Below are 21,474 nucleotides of genomic sequence, written 5' to 3' on the forward strand. Positions count from 1 at the left end.
AAACGTCCCGGAAGACTGGTCAGGCGAGGGGGTCAGGTCGGATGTAACGAGGTGTGTTCAAACGCAACGATTGGGTGACCGAAGGTAATTGGCGCGACAGCCGGTATCTACCAGCCTTTGCGGCCTGTCTTCGGGCAGATTCGTCGAACACATCGTTCAGGGTCGACCTGGAACCGGCACTGGCCAGTCCGCATCGGGGGAAGCTTAGACCCGAATCAGAGGAACCGAAAGGAAGACTATCGACGGGTGCGACAATGAGTCGCAAAGGGAAAGGGAACTGCCGCATCCGTGAGAATGCGGCAGCAGAGCGGTGGTGAATTACTCGTTGTTGCCTTCAGTCTGCAACCGCTCTGTATTCAGGCCGTGGGACAGGCTGTACACATAAGCGGCAAGCAGTTGCACCTTATCGTTGCCGAGCAGTTCGTTCTGCGCCGGCATATGGCCCTGGCGGCCATGACGAATCGTTTGTTCAAGCTGCGCCAGGCTCGTACCGTAGATAAAACCGGTCGGGTGCGTCAGGTTCGGCGCGCCCATGGCTTCAGTGCCCTGGCCGTTTGCCCCATGGCAGGCTGTGCAGGTGGTGTTGAACACTTGCTGTCCGGCTTGCAGGTCGACTTTGCTGTCGGCAGGCAATGGCAGGCCAGCCAGTTCGTGGCGCACATAAGCCGCCACGTTTTTCACACCGGTTTCGCCAAGGATTTCGCCCCAGGCCGGCATCGCCGCCATGCGGCCACCCATGATGGTGGTCTTGATGGTTTCGGCACTGCCGCCCCAGCGCCAGTCACTATCAGTCAGGTTAGGGAAACCGAATGCACCCTTGGCATCCGAGCCGTGGCACACCGAGCAGTTGGAGGCGAACAGCCGGCCCCCCATTTTCAGCGCTTGCGGGTCTTTAGCCACGTCTTGCAGCGGCATAGCGGCGAATTTGGCGAAGATCGGGCCGAATTTCGCATCGGCCTTGTTCATCTCCTTTTCCCATTCGTGCACGCCGGTCCAGCCATTGTCGTAGCCAGGCAGGATGCCTTTCCAGTTGCCCAGGCCCGGATAAAGGATCAGATAGCCGACGGCAAACACCAGGGTGCCGGCGAACAGCATGAACCACCATTGCGGCAGAGGATTGTCATACTCCTCGATGCCGTCGAAGCTGTGACCCATGGTCTGGTCGACGCTGCCCTTGGTTTCGCCCCGGCGGGTGGCGATCAGCAGCCAGGTCAGGCCGATCAGGCTGCCGATGGTCAGTACGCAGATCCACGTACTCCAGAAGGTGGTCATGGCCGGGTACTCCTTGCGGCGGATGCTTGTTGGGGGCTGTTTTCGGGCTGCGGCTCGTCGGCGAACGGCAGCAGGCGGGCTTCGGCGAATTGCGGGCTGCGTTTGGCGTTGAATACCCACAGGGTCAGGCCGACAAAGGCCACGAACACTACGACCGTGCCCAGGCCGCGAATCATTCCAGTGCTGATGTCAATGACCATGGCTCACCTCTTGCTCTTGATGGCAGTGCCGAGCACCTGCAGGTAGGCGACCAGTGCGTCCATCTCCGACTTGCCTTTGACCGACGCTGTTGCACCGGCGATATCGGCATCGGTGTAGGGCACACCCAGGGTGCGCATGGCCTTCAGCTTGGTCTCGGTGTGACTGGTATCGAGTTGATTGGCCACCAGCCACGGGTAGGCCGGCATCTTCGATTCCGGCACGACGTTGCGCGGGTTGTACAAATGCGCGCGGTGCCAGTCATCCGAGTAGCGCGCGCCGACCCGGGCCAGGTCTGGACCAGTACGTTTCGAACCCCACAGGAACGGGTGATCCCAGACGCTTTCACCGGCGACCGAATAGTGGCCATAGCGTTCGGTTTCGGCGCGGAACGGACGAATCATCTGCGAGTGGCAGCCGACGCAGCCTTCGCGGATATAGATGTCGCGACCTTCCAGTTGCAGGGCGGTGTAGGGCTTCATGCCTTCCACCGGCTTATTGGTCACGTCCTGGAAGAACAGCGGGACGATCTGGGTCAGGCCACCGATGCTCACGGCGAGCACCATCAGAATCATGAGCAGGCCGACGTTTTTCTCGATTGTTTCGTGTTTCATGGCGGACTCCTCAAGCCATATGCGCGGCTGCGGCGACTTCGGCAGGCTGCGAGGCCCGTACGGTGCGCCAGGTGTTGTAAGCCATCAGCAACATGCCGCTGAGGAACACGGCCCCGCCGATCAGTCGCACGATGAAGCCTGGATGGCTGGCCACCAGGGTTTCGACGAAGGAGTAAGTCAGCGTGCCGTCCTCGTTCACCGCACGCCACATCAGGCCCTGGGCGATACCGTTGACCCACATCGAGGCGATGTAGAGCACGGTGCCGATGGTGGCGAGCCAGAAGTGCGCGTTGATCAGGCCGATGCTGTGCATCTGCTCGCGGCCGAAGACTTTCGGAATCATGTGGTACAGCGCGCCGATGGAAATCATCGCCACCCAGCCGAGCGCGCCGGCGTGTACGTGACCGATGGTCCAGTCGGTGTAGTGGGAGAGGGCGTTCACGGTCTTGATCGCCATCATCGGCCCTTCGAAGGTCGACATGCCGTAGAACGCCAGGGAGACCACGAGGAAGCGCAGGATCGGGTCGCTGCGCAACTTATGCCAGGCGCCCGACAGGGTCATCATGCCGTTGATCATGCCGCCCCAGCTCGGTGCCAGCAGGATCAGCGACATCACCATGCCCAGCGACTGCGCCCAGTCCGGCAGAGCGGTGTAGTGCAAGTGGTGGGGGCCGGCCCAGATGTACAGGGTGATCAGCGCCCAGAAGTGCACGATCGACAGGCGATAGGAATACACCGGACGCTCGGCCTGCTTGGGCACGAAGTAATACATCATGCCGAGGAAGCCTGCGGTGAGGAAAAAGCCCACGGCGTTGTGGCCGTACCACCATTGCACCATGGCATCGGTGGCACCGGCGTACAGCGAGTAGGACTTGGTGAAACTCACCGGCAACTCAAGGTTGTTGACGATGTGCAGGATGGCGACGGTGATGATGAAGCCGCCGAAGAACCAGTTACCGACATAAATGTGCTTGGTCTTGCGCTGCATGATCGTGCCGAAGAACACGATGGCGTAGGCGACCCAGACGATGGTGATCAGGATATCGATCGGCCATTCCAGCTCGGCGTATTCCTTGGAACTGGTGTACCCCAGTGGCAGGCTGATAGCTGCCAGCAGGATCACCAACTGCCAACCCCAGAAGCAGAACGCGGCGATTTTCGGCGCGAACAGCTGAGTCTGGCAGGTGCGTTGTACCGAATAGAACGAGCTGGCAAACAGCGCGCAGCCGCCAAAGGCAAAAATCACCGCGTTAGTGTGCAACGGGCGCAACCGCCCGAAACTGGTCCACGGCAAATTGAAGTTGAGTTCGGGCCAGACCAACTGGGCCGCGAGAAAAACCCCGAGCCCCATGCCGACGATGCCCCACACCACCGTCATAATGGCGAATTGGCGGACCACCTTATAGTTGTAGGCGGTACTGATAGAAGTGTTCATGGTTCCCCATCCACGGTTCAGCCCAAGCGAGCGCCAACGACGCATCCTTCGGCTGGAGTTATAGGCAGACTAAATGCGAGGCAAGCATGGACAAATGGCACAACGCCGTTATTGACGGGGATCAATGGGCGCAGTGCGTACAGGGTCACGGATGGCTTTGGAATGCGGCTCAAGGAAAGGCCTCGGCGACCCTCATCCTGGCCCATGGTGCCGGTGCGCCGATGGACAGCGACTGGATGAACGACATGGCTGCACGCCTCGCGTCGCTTGGGGTCAACGTGCTGCGATTCGAGTTTCCGTACATGGCGCAACGGCGCATCGATGGCGGCAAGCGTCCACCCAATCCGGCACCCAAACTGCTCGAGAGCTGGAGAGAGGTGTATGCCCAGGTGCGACGCCATGTCGCCGGGCCGTTGGCCATCGGTGGCAAATCCATGGGCGGTCGGATGGCCAGCCTGCTTGCCGATGAGCTGGGTGCCGACGCGCTGGTCTGCCTGGGCTATCCGTTTTATGCCGTAGGCAAGCCGCAGAAACCTCGGGTCGAACATTTGGCCGGGTTGACGACGCGGACGCTGATCGTGCAGGGCGAGCGGGATGCGCTGGGCAATCGTGAGGCGGTGGAGGGTTATGCTCTGTCACCGAGCATCGAGGTGTTTTGGCTGGTGGCGGGGGATCATGATCTGAAGCCGTTGAAGGCTTCCGGGTTTAGTCATGAGCAGCATTTGGCGGCAGCGGCTGGGAAGGTGGCGGCATTTCTCCTGTGAGATTTGCAGCGCCCTTCAGGGCCTCTTCGCGGGCAAGCCTCGCTCCTACAGTTCATGGGCGATCAAATGGATAATCCGTAGGAGCGAGGCTTGCCCGCGAAGAGGCCCTCTCAGACGACATCACTTTCAAACTGGCAATAAAAAACCCGGAGGCTTCCACCGTCCGGGTTTTTTGTTTACCGCATCAATCAGCGGTTAAACCGTTCCACCAACGAATACTGGGTATTCGCGGTTTTGGTCAGTTCTTCACTCAACAATGCCGAGTTGTGCGCTTGTTCCGAAGTCTGGTCGGCCAGGTGCGAGATGTTGCTGATGTTGCGGCTGATTTCCTCGGCCACGGCGCTTTGCTCTTCGGTCGCCGCGGCGATCTGGGTGGTCATGTCGGTGATGTTGGCCACCGCTTCGCTGATGCCTACCAGCGCCTGATCCGCTTCCAGTACCCGCGCTACGCCTTCTTCGGCCTGACGATGTCCGGCTTCCATGGTTTGCACGGCGGTGCCGGCGGTCTGTTGCAGCTTGGCGATCAGGGCATGAATCTGCCCGGTGGATTCGCTGGTGCGTTGCGCCAGTTGCCGTACTTCATCCGCCACCACCGCAAAGCCTCGACCCATTTCACCGGCACGGGCCGCTTCAATAGCGGCGTTCAACGCCAGCAGGTTGGTCTGATCGGCAATGCCCTTGATCACATCGACCACGCCACCGATCTCATCGCTGTCCTTGGCCAGTTGGGTCACGGTCAGACCGGTTTCCCCGACGGCCACCGACAGGCGCTGGATGGCTTCGCGGGTTTCTCCGGCGATGTCACGACCACGACCGGTCAGGCGATTAGCCTCCTGGGTCGCATCGGCGGTGCGCTGTACATGGCTGGCCACTTCCTGAGTGGTGGCCGCCATCTGATTAACGGCGGTGGCGACCTGCTCGGTCTCGACGCGCTGACGTTCAAGCCCCGAAGAGCTGTTATGCGCCAGGGCATCGGATTGCTTGGCTTGGTCGGTCAGGTGCTCGGCAGTGTCCTGCAGGCGGGTCAGGCAGGTTTTCAGGCGGGCTTCCTGGCTGAGGATCGACATTTCCAGGCGTGCCTGGGCACCGCGGCTGTCGGTGTACATCTGCGCGATCAACGGATCGGAAGTGGTCTGCTCGGCCAGGCGCAGCAAACGCTTGATGCCGCGCTGCTGCCAGCTCAAGCCCATCAGGCCCAGTGGCACCGAAAGACCGGCGGCCAGGGCAAAACCCCACTGAGAGTTGAGCGAGGCGCCGATCATGAAGCTCAACTGGCTGACCAGAATGAACGGCAGCCAGTCCTGCAGGACCGGCAGCCATTTATCGGTGCCCGGAATGGCCGGCTTACCCTGGTTGATGCGTTGGTAGAGCGTTTCGGCACGGCTGATCTGTTCGGCGGTGGGTTTAACCCGTACCGACTCGTAACCGATCACCTGATTACCTTCGAAGACCGGCGTCACATAGGCGTTGACCCAGTAGTGATCACCGCTCTTGCAGCGATTTTTGACAATGCCCATCCACGGCAAGCCTTGTTTGAGCGTGCCCCACATGTGCGCGAACACTGCGGACGGCACGTCGGGGTGACGCACCAGGTTGTGTGGCGCACGGATCAGCTCCTCACGAGAGAACCCGCTGATCTCGACGAAGGCGTCGTTGCAGTAGGTGATCACGCCCTTGGCATCAGTGGTGGAGATCAACCGTTGCTGAGCCGGGAAGGTCCGCTCACGTTGTGTAATTGGCTGGTTATTGCGCATGGCTGTTTTAATCCGCAAGGCTTTCAAGTGCTGTATCGGCAACCGTTGCGGTTTGTTGAGGTTTTTTTTCAATTTTCAGAGGCGCGTCGCAAAATGACTCTTGCGTCAGTCGGCGAATATGGAATTGGCCACCGCCCTGTGTAGGAGCTGCCGAAGGCTGCGATCTTTTGATCTTGTTTTTTCAAAATCAAAAGATCGCAGCCTGCGGCAGCTCCTACAGGAGACCGGCGTTATCGGTGGGTTATGAAGCAATCAACTGGCGCAACACATAGTGCAGAATCCCTCCCGACTTGAAGTACTCCACTTCATTGAGCGTGTCGATGCGGCAGAGCACTTCGACTTTCTCGCGGGTACCGTTTTCGCGGGTGATGACCAGGGTCAGGTTCATCCGTGGCGTCAGTTCGACGCCAGTCAAGCCGAGGATGTCCAAGGTTTCGGTGCCTTTGAGATTCAGGCTCTTGCGATTCTGATCGAGTTTGAACTGCAGCGGCAGTACGCCCATGCCCACCAGGTTGGAGCGGTGAATGCGCTCGAAGCTTTCGGCGATGACCGCTTTGACCCCCAGTAGATTAGTACCCTTGGCCGCCCAGTCACGGCTTGATCCGGTGCCGTATTCCTGCCCGGCGATGACCACCAGCGGCGTGCCCGTGGCCTGGTAACGCATGGCCGCGTCGTAGATCGCCAGTTTTTCCCCGGTCGGGATGTACAGCGTATTGCCACCTTCTTCGCCGCCCAGCATTTCGTTGCGAATGCGGATGTTGGCGAAGGTGCCGCGCATCATCACTTCATGGTTGCCGCGTCGCGAACCATAGGAGTTGAAATCCCGAGGCTCCACGCCTTTTTCCCGCAGATAGCGGCCTGCCGGACTGTCGGCCTTGATGTTGCCGGCGGGGGAGATGTGATCGGTGGTGACCGAGTCGCCCAGCAGCGCAAGCACGCGAGCGCCGTTGACGTCCTTGACCTCCGGCGGCGGCCCGCCGATGTCATCGAAGAACGGTGGATGCTGGATGTAAGTGGAATCGTCCTGCCAGACATAGGTGGCCGCTTGCGGCACTTCGATGGCCTGCCACTGTTCGTCGCCGGCAAACACCTCGGCGTACTCCTTGTGGAACATCGCGGTATTGACCTGTTCCACGGCGTCGGCGATTTCCTGGCTGCTGGGCCAGATGTCGCGCAGATAAACCAGCTTGCCGTTTTTGTCCTCGCCCAAAGGCTCGCGGCTGAGGTCGATGCGCACGGTGCCGGCCAGCGCATAAGCCACCACCAGCGGCGGCGAGGCCAGCCAGTTGGTTTTCACCAGCGGGTGGACCCGGCCTTCGAAGTTACGGTTGCCCGACAGCACGGATGCGACGGTCAGGTCGGCTTTCTGGATGGCTTTCTCAATCGGTTCCGGCAAGGGGCCGGAGTTGCCAATGCAAGTGGTACAGCCGTAACCGACCAGGGCAAATCCCAGTTCATCCAGGTATTGCGTCAGTCCGGCCGCCTTATAGTAGTCGGTGACCACTTTGGAGCCTGGCGCCAGCGAGCTTTTCACCCAGGGTTTGCGTCGCAGGCCTTTTTCCACGGCTTTTTTCGCCACCAAACCAGCGGCCATCATCACGCTCGGGTTGGAGGTGTTGGTGCATGACGTGATTGCAGCAATCACCACCGCGCCGTTTTTCAGGCGAACCGTTTGTCCTTCGAAGTCATAGTCCACTTCACCCGCCAGATCGGCGTTACCCACCGCTACGCCTCCGCCGCCCTCGCTTTCCAGGCGACCTTCTTCCTTGCTGGTGGGCTTGATTTGCAGGCCGATGAAGTCACTGAACGCTTGCGCGACATTGGGCAGGGAAACGCGGTCTTGCGGACGTTTCGGCCCGGCGAGGCTGGCTTCGACGCTGGCCATGTCCAACGCCAGGTTGTCGGTGAACACCGGCTCTTTGCCCGGCAAGCGCCACAGGCCTTGCGCCTTGCTGTACGCCTCGACCAGTTTCACAGTTTCGATAGGGCGACCGGACAGGCGCAGGTATTGCAGTGTCACGTCATCTACCGGAAAGAAGCCGCAGGTGGCGCCGTATTCCGGGGCCATGTTGGCGATGGTCGCGCGGTCCGCCAGCGGCAGGTCGGCGAGGCCATCGCCGTAGAATTCGACGAATTTGCCGACCACGCCTTTCTTGCGCAGCATTTGGGTGACAGTCAGCACCAGGTCGGTGGCGGTGATGCCTTCCTTGAGCTTGCCGGTGAGTTTGAAGCCGATCACTTCGGGAATCAGCATCGACACCGGTTGGCCGAGCATCGCCGCTTCCGCCTCGATGCCGCCGACGCCCCAGCCCAGCACGCCAAGGCCATTGATCATGGTGGTGTGGGAGTCGGTGCCGACCAATGTGTCCGGGAAGGCATAGGTGCGGCCGTCTTCGTCTTTGGTCCAGACTGTGCGACCCAGGTATTCCAGGTTCACCTGATGGCAGATCCCGGTGCCCGGCGGCACCACGCTGAAGTTGTCGAAGGCGCTTTGGCCCCAGCGCAGGAAGGCATAACGCTCGCCATTGCGCTGCATTTCGATATCGACGTTCTGTTCGAAGGCGCTGCTGCTGGCGAATTTGTCGACCATCACCGAGTGGTCGATCACCAGGTCCACCGGCGACAATGGATTGATCCGCTGCGGGTTGCCGCCAGCCTTGGCCATTGCCGCGCGCATGGCGGCCAGGTCGACCACGGCGGGCACGCCGGTGAAGTCTTGCATCAATACCCGCGCCGGGCGGTACTGGATCTCGCGGTCGGAGCGGCGTTCCTTGAGCCAGGCGGCAATCGCCTTGAGGTCGGCGCCGGTGACGGTTTTTGCGTCTTCCCAGCGCAGCAGGTTTTCCAGCAGCACTTTCAGCGACATCGGCAGCTTGTCGAGGTCGCCCAGGCTTTTGGCGGCATCCGGCAGGCTGAAATAGTGGTAGGTCTTGTCGTCGACTTGCAGGGTTTTCAGGGTGTTCAAACTATCGAGGGACGGCATTGCGATCACTCCTTTGCATCCGCACGGCTACGGACTGAGGGGACGGTCAGAGCATTAAACCTAGCCCTGTTTTAAGTAGCTGGCTAATAACTGGACTCTATGGCTGAGCCCGAGGTTCCGAACTCGGCTATCATGCGCCGGTTTTCGTGACAGGCTTTGCGCCAGCGCAAGCCTGGGCATCGCGCAGTGGCCGAATTCTTCGCCATCTGCCCAGGAGTAAGAATGAATACCCTCTTTATGCATTGCCGGCCGGGCTTCGAAGGTGAAGTCTGTTCCGAGATTTCCGACCTCGCCGCACGGCTGAACGTGGCCGGTTATGCCAAGGCCAAACCTGCCAGCGCCTGCGCCGAGTTTGTCTGCACCGAAGACGGCGGCGCCGAACGTCTGATGGGCGGTCAACGTTTCGACCAGTTGATCTTCCCGCGCCAATGGGCCCGGGGGATGTTTATCGACCTGCCGGAAACCGACCGCATCAGTGTGATTCTGGCGCACCTGGCGGACTTTCCGACCTGCGGCAGCCTGTGGCTGGAAGTGCTCGACACCAACGACGGCAAGGAACTGTCGAACTTCTGCAAGAAATTCGAAGGCCCGTTGCGCAAGGCGCTGACCGGTGCCGGCAAACTGGTGGATGACGCCACCAAGCCGCGCCTGCTGTTGACCTTCAAGAGTGGTCGCGAAGTGTTCATCGGGCTGGCGGAATCGGGCAACTCGGCGATGTGGCCGATGGGCATCCCGCGTTTGAAGTTCCCCCGCGAGGCGCCGAGCCGCTCGACCTTGAAGCTGGAGGAGGCCTGGCATCACTTTATCCCGCGCGATCAGTGGGACGAGCGTCTGCACAGCGACATGACGGGCGTCGACCTCGGGGCGGCGCCGGGCGGCTGGACTTGGCAACTGGTCAATCGCGGCATGCTGGTGACCGCCATCGACAACGGCCCGATGGCCGAAAGCCTGATGGACACCGGCCTGGTGCAACATTTGATGGCCGACGGTTTCACCTTCAAGCCCAAGCAACCGGTGGACTGGATGGTCTGCGACATCGTCGAGAAACCGGCGCGCAACGCCGCCATGCTGGAAGAATGGATTGGCGAAGGGCATTGCCGCGAAGCTGTGGTTAACCTCAAGTTGCCGATGAAACAGCGTTACGCCGAAGTGAAGCGCCTGCTGGAGCGCATCGCCGACGGTTTCAAGGCACGGGGCATCAAGGTCGAGATCGGCTGCAAGCAGCTGTATCACGACCGTGAGGAAGTGACCTGCCACCTTCGCCGACTCGATGTAAAGAAACCCAAGTCCCGTTAACGCACGTCTCAACCTGTGTAGGAGCTTGGCTTGCCCGCGAAAGTCGCACCTCGGTCCTACAGATACACAGCGGCGCGAGCTTCGCGGGCAAGCCTCGCTCCTACGCGGGCGATGTACGACAGATGACCGAGCCTCGGCAATGCGCGACAATGCCGGCCAGTTTCAGGAGTAAATCATGAGTGAAATGCTTGATACGCCGGTTGACGGCACCCTCGACGCCACCGGTCTCAACTGCCCGGAGCCAGTGATGATGCTGCATCAGCACATCCGTGACCTGGTGCCCGGCGGCCTGCTCAAGGTGATCGCCACCGATCCGTCGACCCGCCGCGACATCCCCAAGTTCTGCGTGTTTCTCGACCATGAACTGGTGGGGCAGCACGAAGAAGCCGGCACCTACCTGTATTGGATTCGCAAGAAGTCCAGCTAAGGACAACGCAAACCTGTAGGAGCAAAGCTTGCTCGCGATAGCGTCAGGCCAGTCAGCATCGATGTTGAATGTACCGCCGCTATCGCGAGCAAGCTTTGCTCCTACAGGTTTTTGTCTCGGTTCAACCTGCCGACTGGCTGATACGAATGCGTTTGCGCGCACTGCGCGCCAAGCGGATCGACAGCATCAGCGCCGCGCAGCTCAAGCCTGCGATCAAGCCTTCCCACAGCCCACTCGGGCCACTGGCCGGACCGAACCAATCGGTCAGCCCCAGCACATAACCCACCGGCAAGCCGATGCCCCAGTAGGCGAACAGCGTCAGGATCATCGTCACCCGAGTGTCCTGGTAACCACGCAGCGCACCAGCACAGATCACCTGGATGGCGTCGGAGAACTGATACAGCGCTGCGTAGACAATCAGCATCGACGCAATCTGGATCACCGTCTTGTCGGGCGTGTAGATCGAAGCAATGGGTTCGCGCAACAACATGATCAGGCTGGCCGAGAACGCGGCAAACACCAGTGCTGCGCCCAGACCGACCTTCGCCGCGAAACGGGCCTGCCAAGGGTTGCCTGCACCCAGTGCCTGGCCGACTCGGACCGTTACCGCCATGCCCAGGGAATAAGGAATCATGAACAGTAGCGAACTGATGTTCAGGGCAATTTGGTGTCCGGCGACGACCGTGGAGCCGAGGCTGCCAATCAACAGGGCGATGACCGCGAAGATGCTGGACTCGGCGAACACGGCAATACCGATCGGCAGGCCGATGCCCACCAGACGCTTGATCACGGCCCAATGCGGGCGATCGAATCGCACCAGCACACGGGCTCGGGCATAGAAGGGCGCCCAACGGGTCCAACCGGCCATACTCAGTGCCATGAACCACATCACGATGCCGCTGGCCCAGCCGCACCCGACACCGCCCAAGGCGGGCATGCCGAAATGGCCATAGATCAGCGCATAGTTCAGTGGAATATTCAGCAGCAAGCCGCACAGGCCGATGACCATGCTCGGCCGGGTGCGGCCCATGCCATCGCTGTAGCAGCGCAGTACATAGTAGAAAGCGATGCCCGGCAGACCGAAGGCGATACCGTGCAGGTAGTCCTTACTGGGTTCGATCAACTGCGGATCGACTTTCATCCAGTGCAGGATGGGTTCGGCGCTGAGCAGCAGGCCGCTGCCCATCAGCCCGACACACAGCGCCAGCCACAGGGCCTGGCGTACCAGTGGAGCGATCTCGTCAAGCTGCGCAGCGCCAAAGCGTTGGGCGACCTTGGGTGTAGTGGCCAGCAAAACGCCGGACATCAGCAGGTAGACCGGAATCCAGATCGAATTGCCCAGGGCCACCGAAGCCAGGTCCTTCGGGCTGACACGGCCAGCCATGACGGCATCGACAAAGCCCATGGCGGTGGTGGCCAGTTGCGCGATCATGATCGGCAACGCCAGCCCCAGCAGGCCTTTGAGTTCCTGGCGAACCGGTGTCGTACGAGGTTGGGCGGTAGTGGCAGTCGTGTCAGTCACAGAATTCACAGGCGAAGCGTCCAGAGGGTTTTGATGCGCAAGGCGACGCATTCTACGCTTTGACGCAACGGTCAGGAAAAGACTGTGTTGGGGATTTGTAAACCAGCCCCGACGCAAATCTTTTGTAGGAGCTGCCGCAGGCTGCGATCTTTTGATCTTGTTTTTAACAATCAAAATCAAAAGATCGCAGCCTGCGGCAGCTCCTACAGAGGGCGCGCTAGGCGCGGGGCACGAACTGCGCCTACACTGCCAACCCGCCAAAGGAGCCTGCCATGCTGATTGTTGCCGATGAAAATATTCCCCTGCTTGAAGCCTTTTTTGAGGGCTTCGGCGAAATACGCCGAGTGCCGGGGCGTTCCATCGACCGCGCCACTGTCGAACAGGCCGACGTACTGCTGGTGCGCTCGGTGACCAACGTCAACCGCGCACTGCTCGACGGCAGCAAGGTTCGATTTGTCGGCACCTGCACCATCGGCACCGATCACCTGGACCTGGATTACTTTCAGCAGGCCGGCATCACCTGGTCCAGCGCACCGGGCTGCAATGCCCGGGGCGTGGTCGACTATGTGCTTGGCAGTCTGCTGACCCTGGCTGAAATCGAAGGTGTCGACCTGACGGGACGAACTTACGGTGTGGTTGGTGCGGGCGAGGTGGGTGGTCGACTGGTCAAGGTTCTGCAAGGCTTGGGCTGGAAGGTATTGGTTTGCGATCCGCCACGCCAAGCCGCTGAGGGCGGTGATTTTGTGAGTCTTGAGGACATCGTCGAGCAGTGCGATGTGATCAGTCTACACACGCCATTGACCAAGAAAGGCCCGCTATCGACCTGGCACCTGTTTGATGAAAAACGCCTGAATCAACTCAAGCCCGGCACTTGGCTGATCAACGCCAGTCGCGGTCCGGTGGTCAATAACGCAGCGTTGCGCGATGTCTTGCTGGAGCGTGAAGACCTGCAAGCCGTGCTGGATGTCTGGGAAGGCGAGCCGGAGGTTGATGTGGCGTTGGCCGAGCTGTGTGTGCTGGCAACGCCACACATTGCCGGGTATAGCCTGGATGGCAAGCAGCGTGGCACGGCGCAAATCTATGAGGCGTACTGCAATTTTATCGGGCAACCGGCCCGGGTCAGTTTGAACGATCTGCTGCCGGCACCGTGGCTGTCGCATGTGACCTTGAGCGCCGAAAGCGATCCGGCCTGGGCGCTGGCGATGTTGTGCCGTGGGGTGTACGACCCGCGTCGTGACGATGCGGACTTTCGTCGCAGTCTTGTCGGTAGCGTCAGCGAGCAGCGAGCGGCGTTCGATGCATTGCGCAAGAACTACCCGTCGCGGCGTGAGATCGATGGTTTGAAGGTGCGGATAGAAGGCGAGTCCCCGGTGTTGCGCCAAATTGTGGCGGCCCTCGGCGCTACTGCCATCTAAACAGTTTTCGCCGCACCCTGTAGGAGCTGCCGAAGGCTGCGATCGTTTGATCTTGGAAAACAAAATCAAAAGATCGCAGCCTTCGGCAGCTCCTACACAAAAAGCCGAGTAGATTCCGGGCAATAAAAAACCCGGCCAACTAAGGGCCGGGTCAAGAAGACGGTGGCTATATCACTTTTGTTCGGCAGGCTTGACCAATCGTTCTTCCAGCTCCCGGCAAGCGGTCTGGATCATGTCTTCAGTGATTGGTACTTCGCGGCCCTTTTCATCGACGATCGAGCAACCCAGAGACTGATCTCGTTTCGGGCGGATCACTGGAACCGTGACTTCGCTGCTGTTTTGCAAGGACATGGCCTGTCTCCTCTTCAGGTTGTGTGCCTACTGTAGAACCGCCAGTTGACCAGGCTGTGACATCTCCCTGCGATCGTTTCATGGCGGTAACACCAGTCCACCAGAAATGCCGCGACGTTGCCACCCGCACTTTAGACCAATAGCGTCTAGGGTCTATTGTTGGCGGTCATAATTAACCTGACTCATTGTGATTTACCAAGTTCCACCCCATTGAGCGGTGTAGGGTGAACCTGTCAATTGCTCCGCTCTGGATGATGCCAATGCTCACTATCCGACATCGTCGTGCGATTCGCCTGGCCAGCCGTTTTATCGCGCCATATCGTTGGCACGCGTTGGGTGCCTTGCTCGCATTGATTGTCACGGCGGGCATTACCTTGTCCATGGGGCAAGGCATCCGTTTGTTGGTGGATCAGGGTTTCATGACTCAGTCGCCGCACCTGCTCAACCAATCCATCGGCTTGTTCATGCTGCTGGTCATCGGTCTGGCGATTGGCACGTTTGCACGGTTTTACCTGGTGTCTTGGATCGGCGAGCGCTGTGTTGCGGACATCCGTCGCCAAGTATTCAACCACCTGATCTATCTGCATCCGGGGTTCTATGAAAACAACCGCAGCTCTGAGATACAGTCACGGCTGACCGCTGATACCACGCTGCTGCAATCGGTGATCGGTTCTTCGTTGTCGTTGTTCCTGCGCAATCTGCTGATGGTGATTGGCGGGATCGTGCTGCTGTTCATCACCAACCCCAAACTCACCAGCATTGTGGTGGTTGCCTTGCCATTGGTGATCGCACCGATCCTGATCTTCGGTCGTCGTGTGCGTAACCTGTCGCGCCTGAGCCAGGACCGGATCGCCGATATCGGCAGTTACGTTTCCGAAACCCTCGGCCAGATCAAGACCGTGCAGGCCTACAACCATCAGGAGCAGGACGAGCGGCGTTTTGCCGTGACGGTGGAAGACGCATTCAATACAGCCCGTAAGCGTATTTTTCAGCGGGCCTGGCTGATTACCCTGGTGATCGTATTGGTGCTGGGGGCCGTGGGGGTCATGCTCTGGGTGGGCGGCATGGATGTGATTGCCGGGCGGATTTCCGCGGGGGAGTTGGCCGCGTTTGTCTTCTATAGCCTGATCGTCGGCAGTGCGTTCGGCACCTTGAGCGAGGTGATTGGCGAATTACAGCGTGCGGCAGGTGCGGCGGAACGGATTGCCGAACTGCTGCGCTCGGAAAACATCATCCTTCCTCCCGCCACGGATTTGGTGAAATTGCCCGCGAGGGTGAAGGGTGATTTGCTGCTGCAAAACGTGCGTTTTTCCTACCCGTCACGCCCCGAAAGCTATGCCGTCGATGGCTTGAGCTTGACGGTCAGGGCGGGAGAAACCCTGGCATTGGTCGGCCCGTCCGGTGCCGGCAAATCGACGGTATATGACTTGTTGTTGCGCTTCTACGACCCCGCCGAAGGCCGTATCCTGCTCGATGGCGTGCCACTGACAAGGCTTGACCCGTTGGACCTGCGCCGCTGCTTCGCCCTGGTCTCGCAAACCCCCGCGCTGTTTTTCGGCAGCATCGAAGACAACATTCGCTACGGTAACCCGACGGCAACGTTGGCCGAAGTTCAGGAAGCCGCAAAAATTGCCTACGCCCACGACTTTATCGAAGCCATGCCCAATGGTTACCAGACTCATTTGGGGGACGGCGGCCTCGGTTTGTCCGGCGGTCAACGCCAGCGGCTGGCCATCGCCCGGGCGCTGCTGGTGGATGCGCCCATCCTGTTGCTCGACGAAGCCACCAGTGCCCTGGACGCCCAGAGCGAACACCTGATCCAGCAGGCCCTGCCGAGCCTCATGAAAAACCGCACCACCCTGGTCATCGCCCATCGCCTGGCGACGGTCAAAAACGCCGACCGTATCGCGGTGATGGATCAAGGCAAACTGGTGGCGGTGGGGACGCATCAGGAGTTGATTGCCAGCAATGCGCTATATGCGCGGTTGGCGGCGTTGCAGTTCAGTGACGGCAAGACCGAACTCGATCTTCACTTGTAGCAGTTGTGTGGGGCTGCGCAGGAACTGTGTAGGAGCTGTCGAGTGAAACGAGGCTGCGATCTTTAAGCCGCAAACAAAAATGCCCGCATCAATCGATGCGGGCATTTTCAAGATCAAAAGATCGCAGCCTGCGGCAGCTCCTACATAACCGGGTTATTGATCGTCGAAGTAGCGCTCATGCCAATCTACCAGCGGTTGCGGTGAATTGAGCTTCTGCCCGTAGATCACCGAGTAAGACAGCACGTTCTGTACATATTGGCGGGTTTCGTCGAACGGGATGCTTTCCACCCACACGTCGAAGCTCAAGTGATCCGCGCCCCGCAGCCATTGGCGCACGCGACCGGGGCCGGCGTTGTAGGCGGCGGAGGCGAGGACGCGATTGCCGTTGAACTGGCTGTGGACCTGGCTCAGGTAAGCGGCGCCGAGCTGGATGTTTTTGTCCGGGTCGAACAGCTGCTGCGGCGAGGCATACGGGATGCTGAACTTGCGTGAGGTTTCCTTGGCGGTAGCGGGCATCAGTTGCATCAGGCCCGATGCACCGACACCGGAGCGGGCGTCGTCCATGAAGGCGCTTTCCTGGCGGGTGATGGCGAATACCCAGCTCGAATGCAGGCCGCGGTTCTTGGCTTCACGCACCAGCGTATTGCGGTGGGCCATCGGGAAACGGATATCCAGGTCGTCCCAATACTGTGCCTGGCTGATGGTGCGGATCGCCGGGAAATACCATTTCAGGTCATAGGCCAGTTTTGCCTGGGCAACCATCTCGTCACGGCTGAAGTGGCGGCTGACGTGGTACCACTCGCGGCGACCATCGACAATCTGCCCGCGGGCATGGAATTCCAGGGCGCGGCGTATGCCTGGGGTGTTGCGCACCTTGTTGATGGTCGCCTGGCTCAGTACCAAGGGTTTGTTGACCAGTGAATAAGGTGACTGTGAGCGGTCGGCGGCGAGGAAGCCATAGAAGTCGCGCTCGCGAGCCAGGCTTTTATAGAGGGTTTGCGCTTCCGGATTCCGCGGTTGCGCCAGTTCCAGGCTGCGGGCCTGCCAATAGCGCCAGCGGTTGGTGGTGGCCAGATCCTGGGGCAGGCGGCGGGTCAGTTGATAAGCGTCGTCCCAGCGGGCCAGGCGCAGCAGCAAGCGCAAACGCCATTCGGACACGGTGTTATCGCGTAATTCAGGGTCGTACTTGGTCATTACATCCAGCGCGCGGCTGTCGAAACGGCGTGCGAGGGTCAGACCGATTTCCCGGGCGATGGCCACTTTCTCGTCTCGGGAGAAATGCATGCTGCTGGCATAGCCATCCAGCAGTGCCATAGCCCTGTCCGGCTCCTGGCGGGCGAAGCGACGCAAGCCAAGACTGACGATGTCCGACATCGGCTCGTCGGCTGGCGTAAAGCGCGATGGCTGATTGAGTAGTTCGGGCTTTTGCGCCACATCGACCAGCAGGCGACCGCGGGGGGCGAGGGTGGTCAAACCGTTGACCAGGCTATTGGCCAGCGGATAGTTGCGTGCCTGGGCGGCGAGCTTGGCGCGTTCCCAGCGTTTCTGCTCGGTCAACTGTCCTTCGGCGGCCCACATGCCGAACAGTGCGTCGCAGGCTTCGGGTTGGGATTTTCCAGTCAGCCAGAGCTTGTTGGCGTTGGCGTAACCTTCGGACTTGAGGTTGTGGCTGATCTGATACTGCGCGTTCAGGCAGTCCAGTTCAGTGAAGTTCATCTTAGGGTCGTAGTACTTGACGAAGGTTGCCCAATCACCGCGATCGGCCAGCCAGCGCAACCAACGCAGTTTCATCCAGTTGGCTTGCGGCAGGTCACCGTGTTCGGCGAGGAATTTTTCGATTTCGGCGTTGCTCGCGGTTTTCAGGCGCGCGGTCAGCTCGTCATACGCCAGATAAGGCTCCAGCGGATAGTCAGCCAAAGCTTGGCTGTAACGGAAGTAAGGGCCGGTATCGCCCTTGGCCAGCGCGCGCTTGGCTTCATCGTAATATTGGCGTTGGGTGGACAGGTCCACCGCCTGTGCGGATTGAGCGGCAGCGGCAGAGAGTAAAAAACAGGACAAAAGCTTGAGAAGGCGACTGCGCATGAGACGTCCGGACAGAGAAATCATGACAAGTGCTGGCGATGCCACACTGAATTATCCGTAGCTTAGCCTTTTGCCAGCAGTGGGTGAAAGGTTTGCGGACCTGTCTGCATCAGTTCGCAACATTTGTGGTGCAGAGTGCTTCGACAGTGAAATTGCCGGCCTTCTGAAGCCTCGATTCAGGTAGAATGCGCGCCCGGTTTTTGGAGAAGCTCATGACCCTGCTCAAATTCAGCGATGTGTCCCTTGCTTTCGGCGCTATGCCGTTGTTGGACAAGGTGTCCTGGCAGATCGCCCGTGGAGAGCGGGTGTGCATCATCGGCCGCAACGGCACTGGCAAGTCCAGCATGATGAAGCTCGTCAAGGGCGACCAGAAGCCCGATGACGGCTCCGTTTGGCGTACACCCGGCCTCAAGATCGGCGAATTGCCGCAAGAATTGCCGGTAGCCGACGAGCGGACAGTGTTCGACGTAGTGGCCGAAGGCCTCGACGGTGTCGGTGCCTTGCTGGCCGAATATCACCACTTGAGTCAGAACATCGTTACCGACGCCGACCTGGACAAACTGATGCACGTCCAGCACGACCTCGAAGCCCGCGATGGCTGGCGTTTGCAAACCCTGGTCGACAGTACACTCAGCCGTCTGCAGTTGCCGGCCGACAAGACCCTCGCCGAATTGTCCGGCGGCTGGCGTCGTCGTGTCCTGCTGGCCCAGGCCCTGGTGTCTGAGCCGGATCTGTTGCTGCTCGACGAACCGACCAACCACTTGGACATCGGTGCAATCGCCTGGCTCGAAGAAGCCCTCAAGGATTTCCAGGGCGCCGTGCTGTTCATTACCCACGACCGTTCCTTCCTGCAAAACCTCGCGACCCGCATTCTTGAACTGGATCGTGGTGGTCTGATCGACTGGAATGGCGACTACGCCGGTTTCCTGGTGCATAAAGAAGCCGCACTGGCGGCCGAAGAAACCGCCAACGCGTTGTTCGACAAGCGTCTTGCCCAGGAAGAAGTATGGATTCGCCAGGGCATCAAGGCCCGACGTACCCGTAACGAAGGCCGCGTACGTGCTTTGAAAGCACTGCGCGTGGAGCGCAGCGAGCGTCGCGAGCGCACTGGCAAGGCCAATATCCAGCTGGAAACCGCCGAGAAGTCCGGCAAACAGGTCATGGTGCTGGATAACGTGAGTTTTGCGCATCCAGGTGGCCCGTTCCTGATCAAGGATTTCTCCATGGTGTTGCAGCGCGGCGACCGTATCGGTCTGCTGGGCGCCAACGGTACCGGCAAGACCACGCTCCTGAAACTCATGCTCAGCGGTTTGCAACCCACCAGCGGCAAGGTGGAAGAGGGCACGAAAATCGACGTCGCCTACTTCGACCAGTTGCGCCATCAACTGGACCTGGAAAAGACCGTGATCGACAACGTCGCCGAAGGTCGCGACTTCATCGAGATCGATGGCCAGAGCCGCCACGTATTGAGCTACCTGGGCGACTTCCTGTTCAGCCCGCAGCGTGCCCGCACACCGGTCAAGGCGCTGTCCGGCGGCGAGCGCGCCCGTCTGTTGCTGGCCAGGTTGTTCAGCAAACCGGCGAACCTGCTGGTCCTCGACGAACCGACCAACGACCTCGACGTCGAAACCCTCGAACTGCTTGAAGAGGTCCTGTTGACCTTCAGTGGCACCGTGCTGATGGTCAGCCACGACCGGGCATTCCTCGACAACGTGGTAACCAGCACCCTGGTATTCGAGGGCGAAGGCAAGGTCCGCGAATACGTCGGCGGTTACCAGGACTGGTTGCGTCAGGGCGGCTCGCCGCGCTTGCTGGGTGTGACCGAGAGCAAGTCCGGCAAGGCCGACCTGAACTCCGCTGTGGTCAAGGCCGAGCCTGCGCCTGTCGCGGCGGCGGTCGAAGCACCGGTTGCCAAGAAGAAACTCAGCTACAAGTTGCAGCGCGAGCTGGAAGCGTTACCGGGCCAGATCGAAGCGATGGAGCAGCAGATTGCTGCTGTTGAGGCGCAGATGGCAGATGCTGGTTTCTACCTGCGCCCGGCTGCCGAAACCGCCGCGGTGATCGCTCAGCTGTCGCAGTTGCAGGCTGAACTCGATGTAATGGTTGAGCGTTGGGCCGAGCTGGATGCCTGATTGATCCGACCATGAAAAAGCCCGACATCGATTGCTCGAGTGTCGGGCTTTTTTGTAGGAGCTGCCGAAGGCTGCGATCTTTTGACTTTGATTGTCACAAGCAAGATCAAAAGATCGCAGCCTACGCCAGCTCCTACGCAGGATGTGTGTTGTCAGCTTTTGCTTTGCAGGCGCACCGCCAGTACATCGCAAGGTGCGCCGTGCAGTACGTCGTTGGCGGTAGAGCCCAGCAGCAGCGCCAGGCCATGTCGGCCATGACTGCCTACCACGATCATGTCGCAACCTTGCTCCTTGGCCAGGTGGTGAATCTCCTGGCGTGGCTGACCGTAGGTCAGATGGCTGTACTCCTTGGAAAGCTCCGGATACTTCAAGATCAACCGGTCGAGTCGTTCCTTGGCCTGATCGAACTGCTGTTGTTGCAGTTGTGACAGGTCCATCGGCACATCACCACCAAAGGCCATGGCCATCGGCTCGACAATGTGCACCAGGGACAATTTCGCACCGTTGCTCACCGAGAGTTCACGAGCGCGGTGGATTACAGGGTCGCACTCTTCGGTTAGATCTACAGCGACCAGAATATGGTTGTAGGGCATGAGGTGCTCCTCCTGAGGAACGCAATATTGGTAAGTATGGCTGGTTTCAAGCGCATTGGTTCCAAAGTGATCGAATGCGCTCATTCAAAATCGGGAGTACAGATATGACGGTCTGGATAGTGGTGTCAATCCTGTTGGTGGTGCTCAGCCCCCTGGCATGGTTGCGACCGTCCCGCCACCAGAGCGGCCGTATGGCTCTGCGCATGGAGGCTCGACGCATCGGGTTGGCCATGCAATTGGCACCTCAGGAGTGGCCGCACTGGCTCGCTCAGGAGCCGCCAAACCCTTGCGCGCAGTACCATCGGCCGCGACGCGGCAGCCAGCCTGCCTGCTGGAGTTACTGGCAAAAATCTCCGGGGCTGTGGGTGAACCAGTGGCAGGAAATCTGTGACGATCGCGCGCTGCTCAATCATTTCGAAAAATTGCCAAGCAATGTTTACAAGGTCGAAGCCGACAAGCAAATGATCGCTTTGTATTGGGGGGAGAAGGGCGAAGCCGAGGTGTTGCAACACATCGACGCCACCCTCAAAGCCCTCGCCTGAAACCCGATCCCCGTAGGAGCTGCCGGAGGCTGCGATCTTTTGACGTTGATTTTTA

17 protein-coding genes are annotated in these 21,474 nt (G+C 59.8%); 7 read left to right on the top strand and 10 right to left on the bottom strand.

What is annotated here, in order from left to right; translation table 11 throughout:
• Window positions 1-318: 318 nt before the first annotated feature.
• The 4 genes from ccoP to ccoN are packed head-to-tail and all read right to left on the bottom strand — an operon-like array spanning window position 319 to window position 3,519.
• The gene (ccoP, locus tag ABTV22_RS09120; RefSeq protein ID WP_433739526.1) at window positions 319-1,272 is read right to left on the bottom strand and encodes a cytochrome-c oxidase, cbb3-type subunit III; all 954 of its coding nucleotides are present in this window, start codon (window positions 1,270-1,272) and stop codon (window positions 319-321) included.
• Window positions 1,269-1,472 (bottom strand): cbb3-type cytochrome oxidase subunit 3, encoded by a 204-nt coding sequence (locus tag ABTV22_RS09125; RefSeq protein ID WP_433739528.1) that lies wholly within the window; start codon window positions 1,470-1,472, stop codon window positions 1,269-1,271. The genes ccoP and ABTV22_RS09125 overlap by 4 nt, the downstream gene beginning before the upstream one ends.
• Window positions 1,473-1,475: 3 nt before the next feature.
• Entirely contained in the window at window positions 1,476-2,084 is a 609-nt protein-coding gene (gene ccoO / locus ABTV22_RS09130) for a cytochrome-c oxidase, cbb3-type subunit II (protein WP_433739530.1), read from the bottom strand.
• Between the two features lie 10 nt (window positions 2,085-2,094).
• Window positions 2,095-3,519: a cytochrome-c oxidase, cbb3-type subunit I gene (gene ccoN, locus ABTV22_RS09135; protein WP_433739532.1), complete on the bottom strand. Its 1,425-nt coding sequence runs from the start codon at window positions 3,517-3,519 to the stop codon at window positions 2,095-2,097.
• Window positions 3,520-3,605: 86 nt separating this feature from the next.
• On the opposite strand from ccoN, the gene ABTV22_RS09140 reads away from it, so the two are divergent.
• Window positions 3,606-4,283, top strand: coding sequence for an alpha/beta family hydrolase (locus tag ABTV22_RS09140; RefSeq protein WP_433739533.1), 678 nt, complete (start codon window positions 3,606-3,608; stop codon window positions 4,281-4,283).
• Window positions 4,284-4,471: 188 nt separating this feature from the next.
• On the opposite strand, the gene ABTV22_RS09145 is transcribed toward ABTV22_RS09140, so the two are convergent.
• Window positions 4,472-6,037: a methyl-accepting chemotaxis protein gene (locus ABTV22_RS09145; protein WP_433739535.1), complete on the bottom strand. Its 1,566-nt coding sequence runs from the start codon at window positions 6,035-6,037 to the stop codon at window positions 4,472-4,474.
• Window positions 6,038-6,278: 241 nt separating this feature from the next.
• Window positions 6,279-9,020, bottom strand: a complete 2,742-nt coding sequence (gene acnA / locus ABTV22_RS09150; RefSeq protein WP_433739536.1) for an aconitate hydratase AcnA — start codon at window positions 9,018-9,020, stop codon at window positions 6,279-6,281.
• Between the two features lie 222 nt (window positions 9,021-9,242).
• Here acnA and rlmM point away from each other — a divergent pair, with 222 nt between their 5' ends.
• Window positions 9,243-10,316, top strand: coding sequence for a 23S rRNA (cytidine(2498)-2'-O)-methyltransferase RlmM (gene rlmM / locus ABTV22_RS09155; protein WP_433739538.1), 1,074 nt, complete (start codon window positions 9,243-9,245; stop codon window positions 10,314-10,316).
• Between the two features lie 175 nt (window positions 10,317-10,491).
• Window positions 10,492-10,743 carry a sulfurtransferase TusA gene (tusA, locus tag ABTV22_RS09160; RefSeq protein ID WP_433739540.1) on the top strand — a complete coding sequence of 84 codons (252 nt, stop codon included), beginning with the start codon at window positions 10,492-10,494 and terminating at the stop codon, window positions 10,741-10,743.
• Between the two features lie 121 nt (window positions 10,744-10,864).
• Here tusA and ABTV22_RS09165 read toward each other — a convergent pair whose 3' ends face one another.
• Complete coding sequence (locus ABTV22_RS09165) at window positions 10,865-12,274, bottom strand: MATE family efflux transporter (protein WP_433739542.1); 1,410 nt, start codon at window positions 12,272-12,274, stop codon at window positions 10,865-10,867.
• A 263-nt stretch (window positions 12,275-12,537) separates the two neighbouring features.
• Between ABTV22_RS09165 and pdxB the strand changes: the two genes are divergently transcribed.
• Window positions 12,538-13,680 carry a 4-phosphoerythronate dehydrogenase PdxB gene (gene pdxB / locus ABTV22_RS09170; protein WP_433739544.1) on the top strand — a complete coding sequence of 381 codons (1,143 nt, stop codon included), beginning with the start codon at window positions 12,538-12,540 and terminating at the stop codon, window positions 13,678-13,680.
• 171 nt (window positions 13,681-13,851) lie between these two features.
• On the opposite strand, the gene ABTV22_RS09175 is transcribed toward pdxB, so the two are convergent.
• Window positions 13,852-14,031, bottom strand: coding sequence for a PA1571 family protein (locus ABTV22_RS09175; RefSeq protein WP_433739546.1), 180 nt, complete (start codon window positions 14,029-14,031; stop codon window positions 13,852-13,854).
• Window positions 14,032-14,291: 260 nt separating this feature from the next.
• Between ABTV22_RS09175 and ABTV22_RS09180 the strand changes: the two genes are divergently transcribed.
• On the top strand, window positions 14,292-16,070 hold the full coding sequence (locus tag ABTV22_RS09180) for an ABC transporter transmembrane domain-containing protein (RefSeq protein ID WP_433739548.1): 1,779 nt from the start codon (window positions 14,292-14,294) through the stop codon (window positions 16,068-16,070).
• Between the two features lie 153 nt (window positions 16,071-16,223).
• On the opposite strand, the gene ABTV22_RS09185 is transcribed toward ABTV22_RS09180, so the two are convergent.
• Window positions 16,224-18,152, bottom strand: a complete 1,929-nt coding sequence (locus ABTV22_RS09185) for a transglycosylase SLT domain-containing protein (protein ID WP_433739550.1) — start codon at window positions 18,150-18,152, stop codon at window positions 16,224-16,226.
• Between the two features lie 212 nt (window positions 18,153-18,364).
• Here ABTV22_RS09185 and ABTV22_RS09190 point away from each other — a divergent pair, with 212 nt between their 5' ends.
• The gene (locus tag ABTV22_RS09190; protein ID WP_433739552.1) at window positions 18,365-20,284 is read left to right on the top strand and encodes an ATP-binding cassette domain-containing protein; all 1,920 of its coding nucleotides are present in this window, start codon (window positions 18,365-18,367) and stop codon (window positions 20,282-20,284) included.
• Window positions 20,285-20,436: 152 nt separating this feature from the next.
• On the opposite strand, the gene ABTV22_RS09195 is transcribed toward ABTV22_RS09190, so the two are convergent.
• Window positions 20,437-20,877 (bottom strand): universal stress protein, encoded by a 441-nt coding sequence (locus tag ABTV22_RS09195; RefSeq protein ID WP_433739554.1) that lies wholly within the window; start codon window positions 20,875-20,877, stop codon window positions 20,437-20,439.
• Between the two features lie 104 nt (window positions 20,878-20,981).
• Between ABTV22_RS09195 and ABTV22_RS09200 the strand changes: the two genes are divergently transcribed.
• Complete coding sequence (locus ABTV22_RS09200; RefSeq protein ID WP_433739556.1) at window positions 20,982-21,419, top strand: hypothetical protein; 438 nt, start codon at window positions 20,982-20,984, stop codon at window positions 21,417-21,419.
• Window positions 21,420-21,474: the final 55 nt, after the last annotated feature.

The organism is Pseudomonas putida, from assembly GCF_050990305.1.
Classification (GTDB): Bacteria; Pseudomonadota; Gammaproteobacteria; order Pseudomonadales; family Pseudomonadaceae; genus Aquipseudomonas; species Aquipseudomonas putida_AH.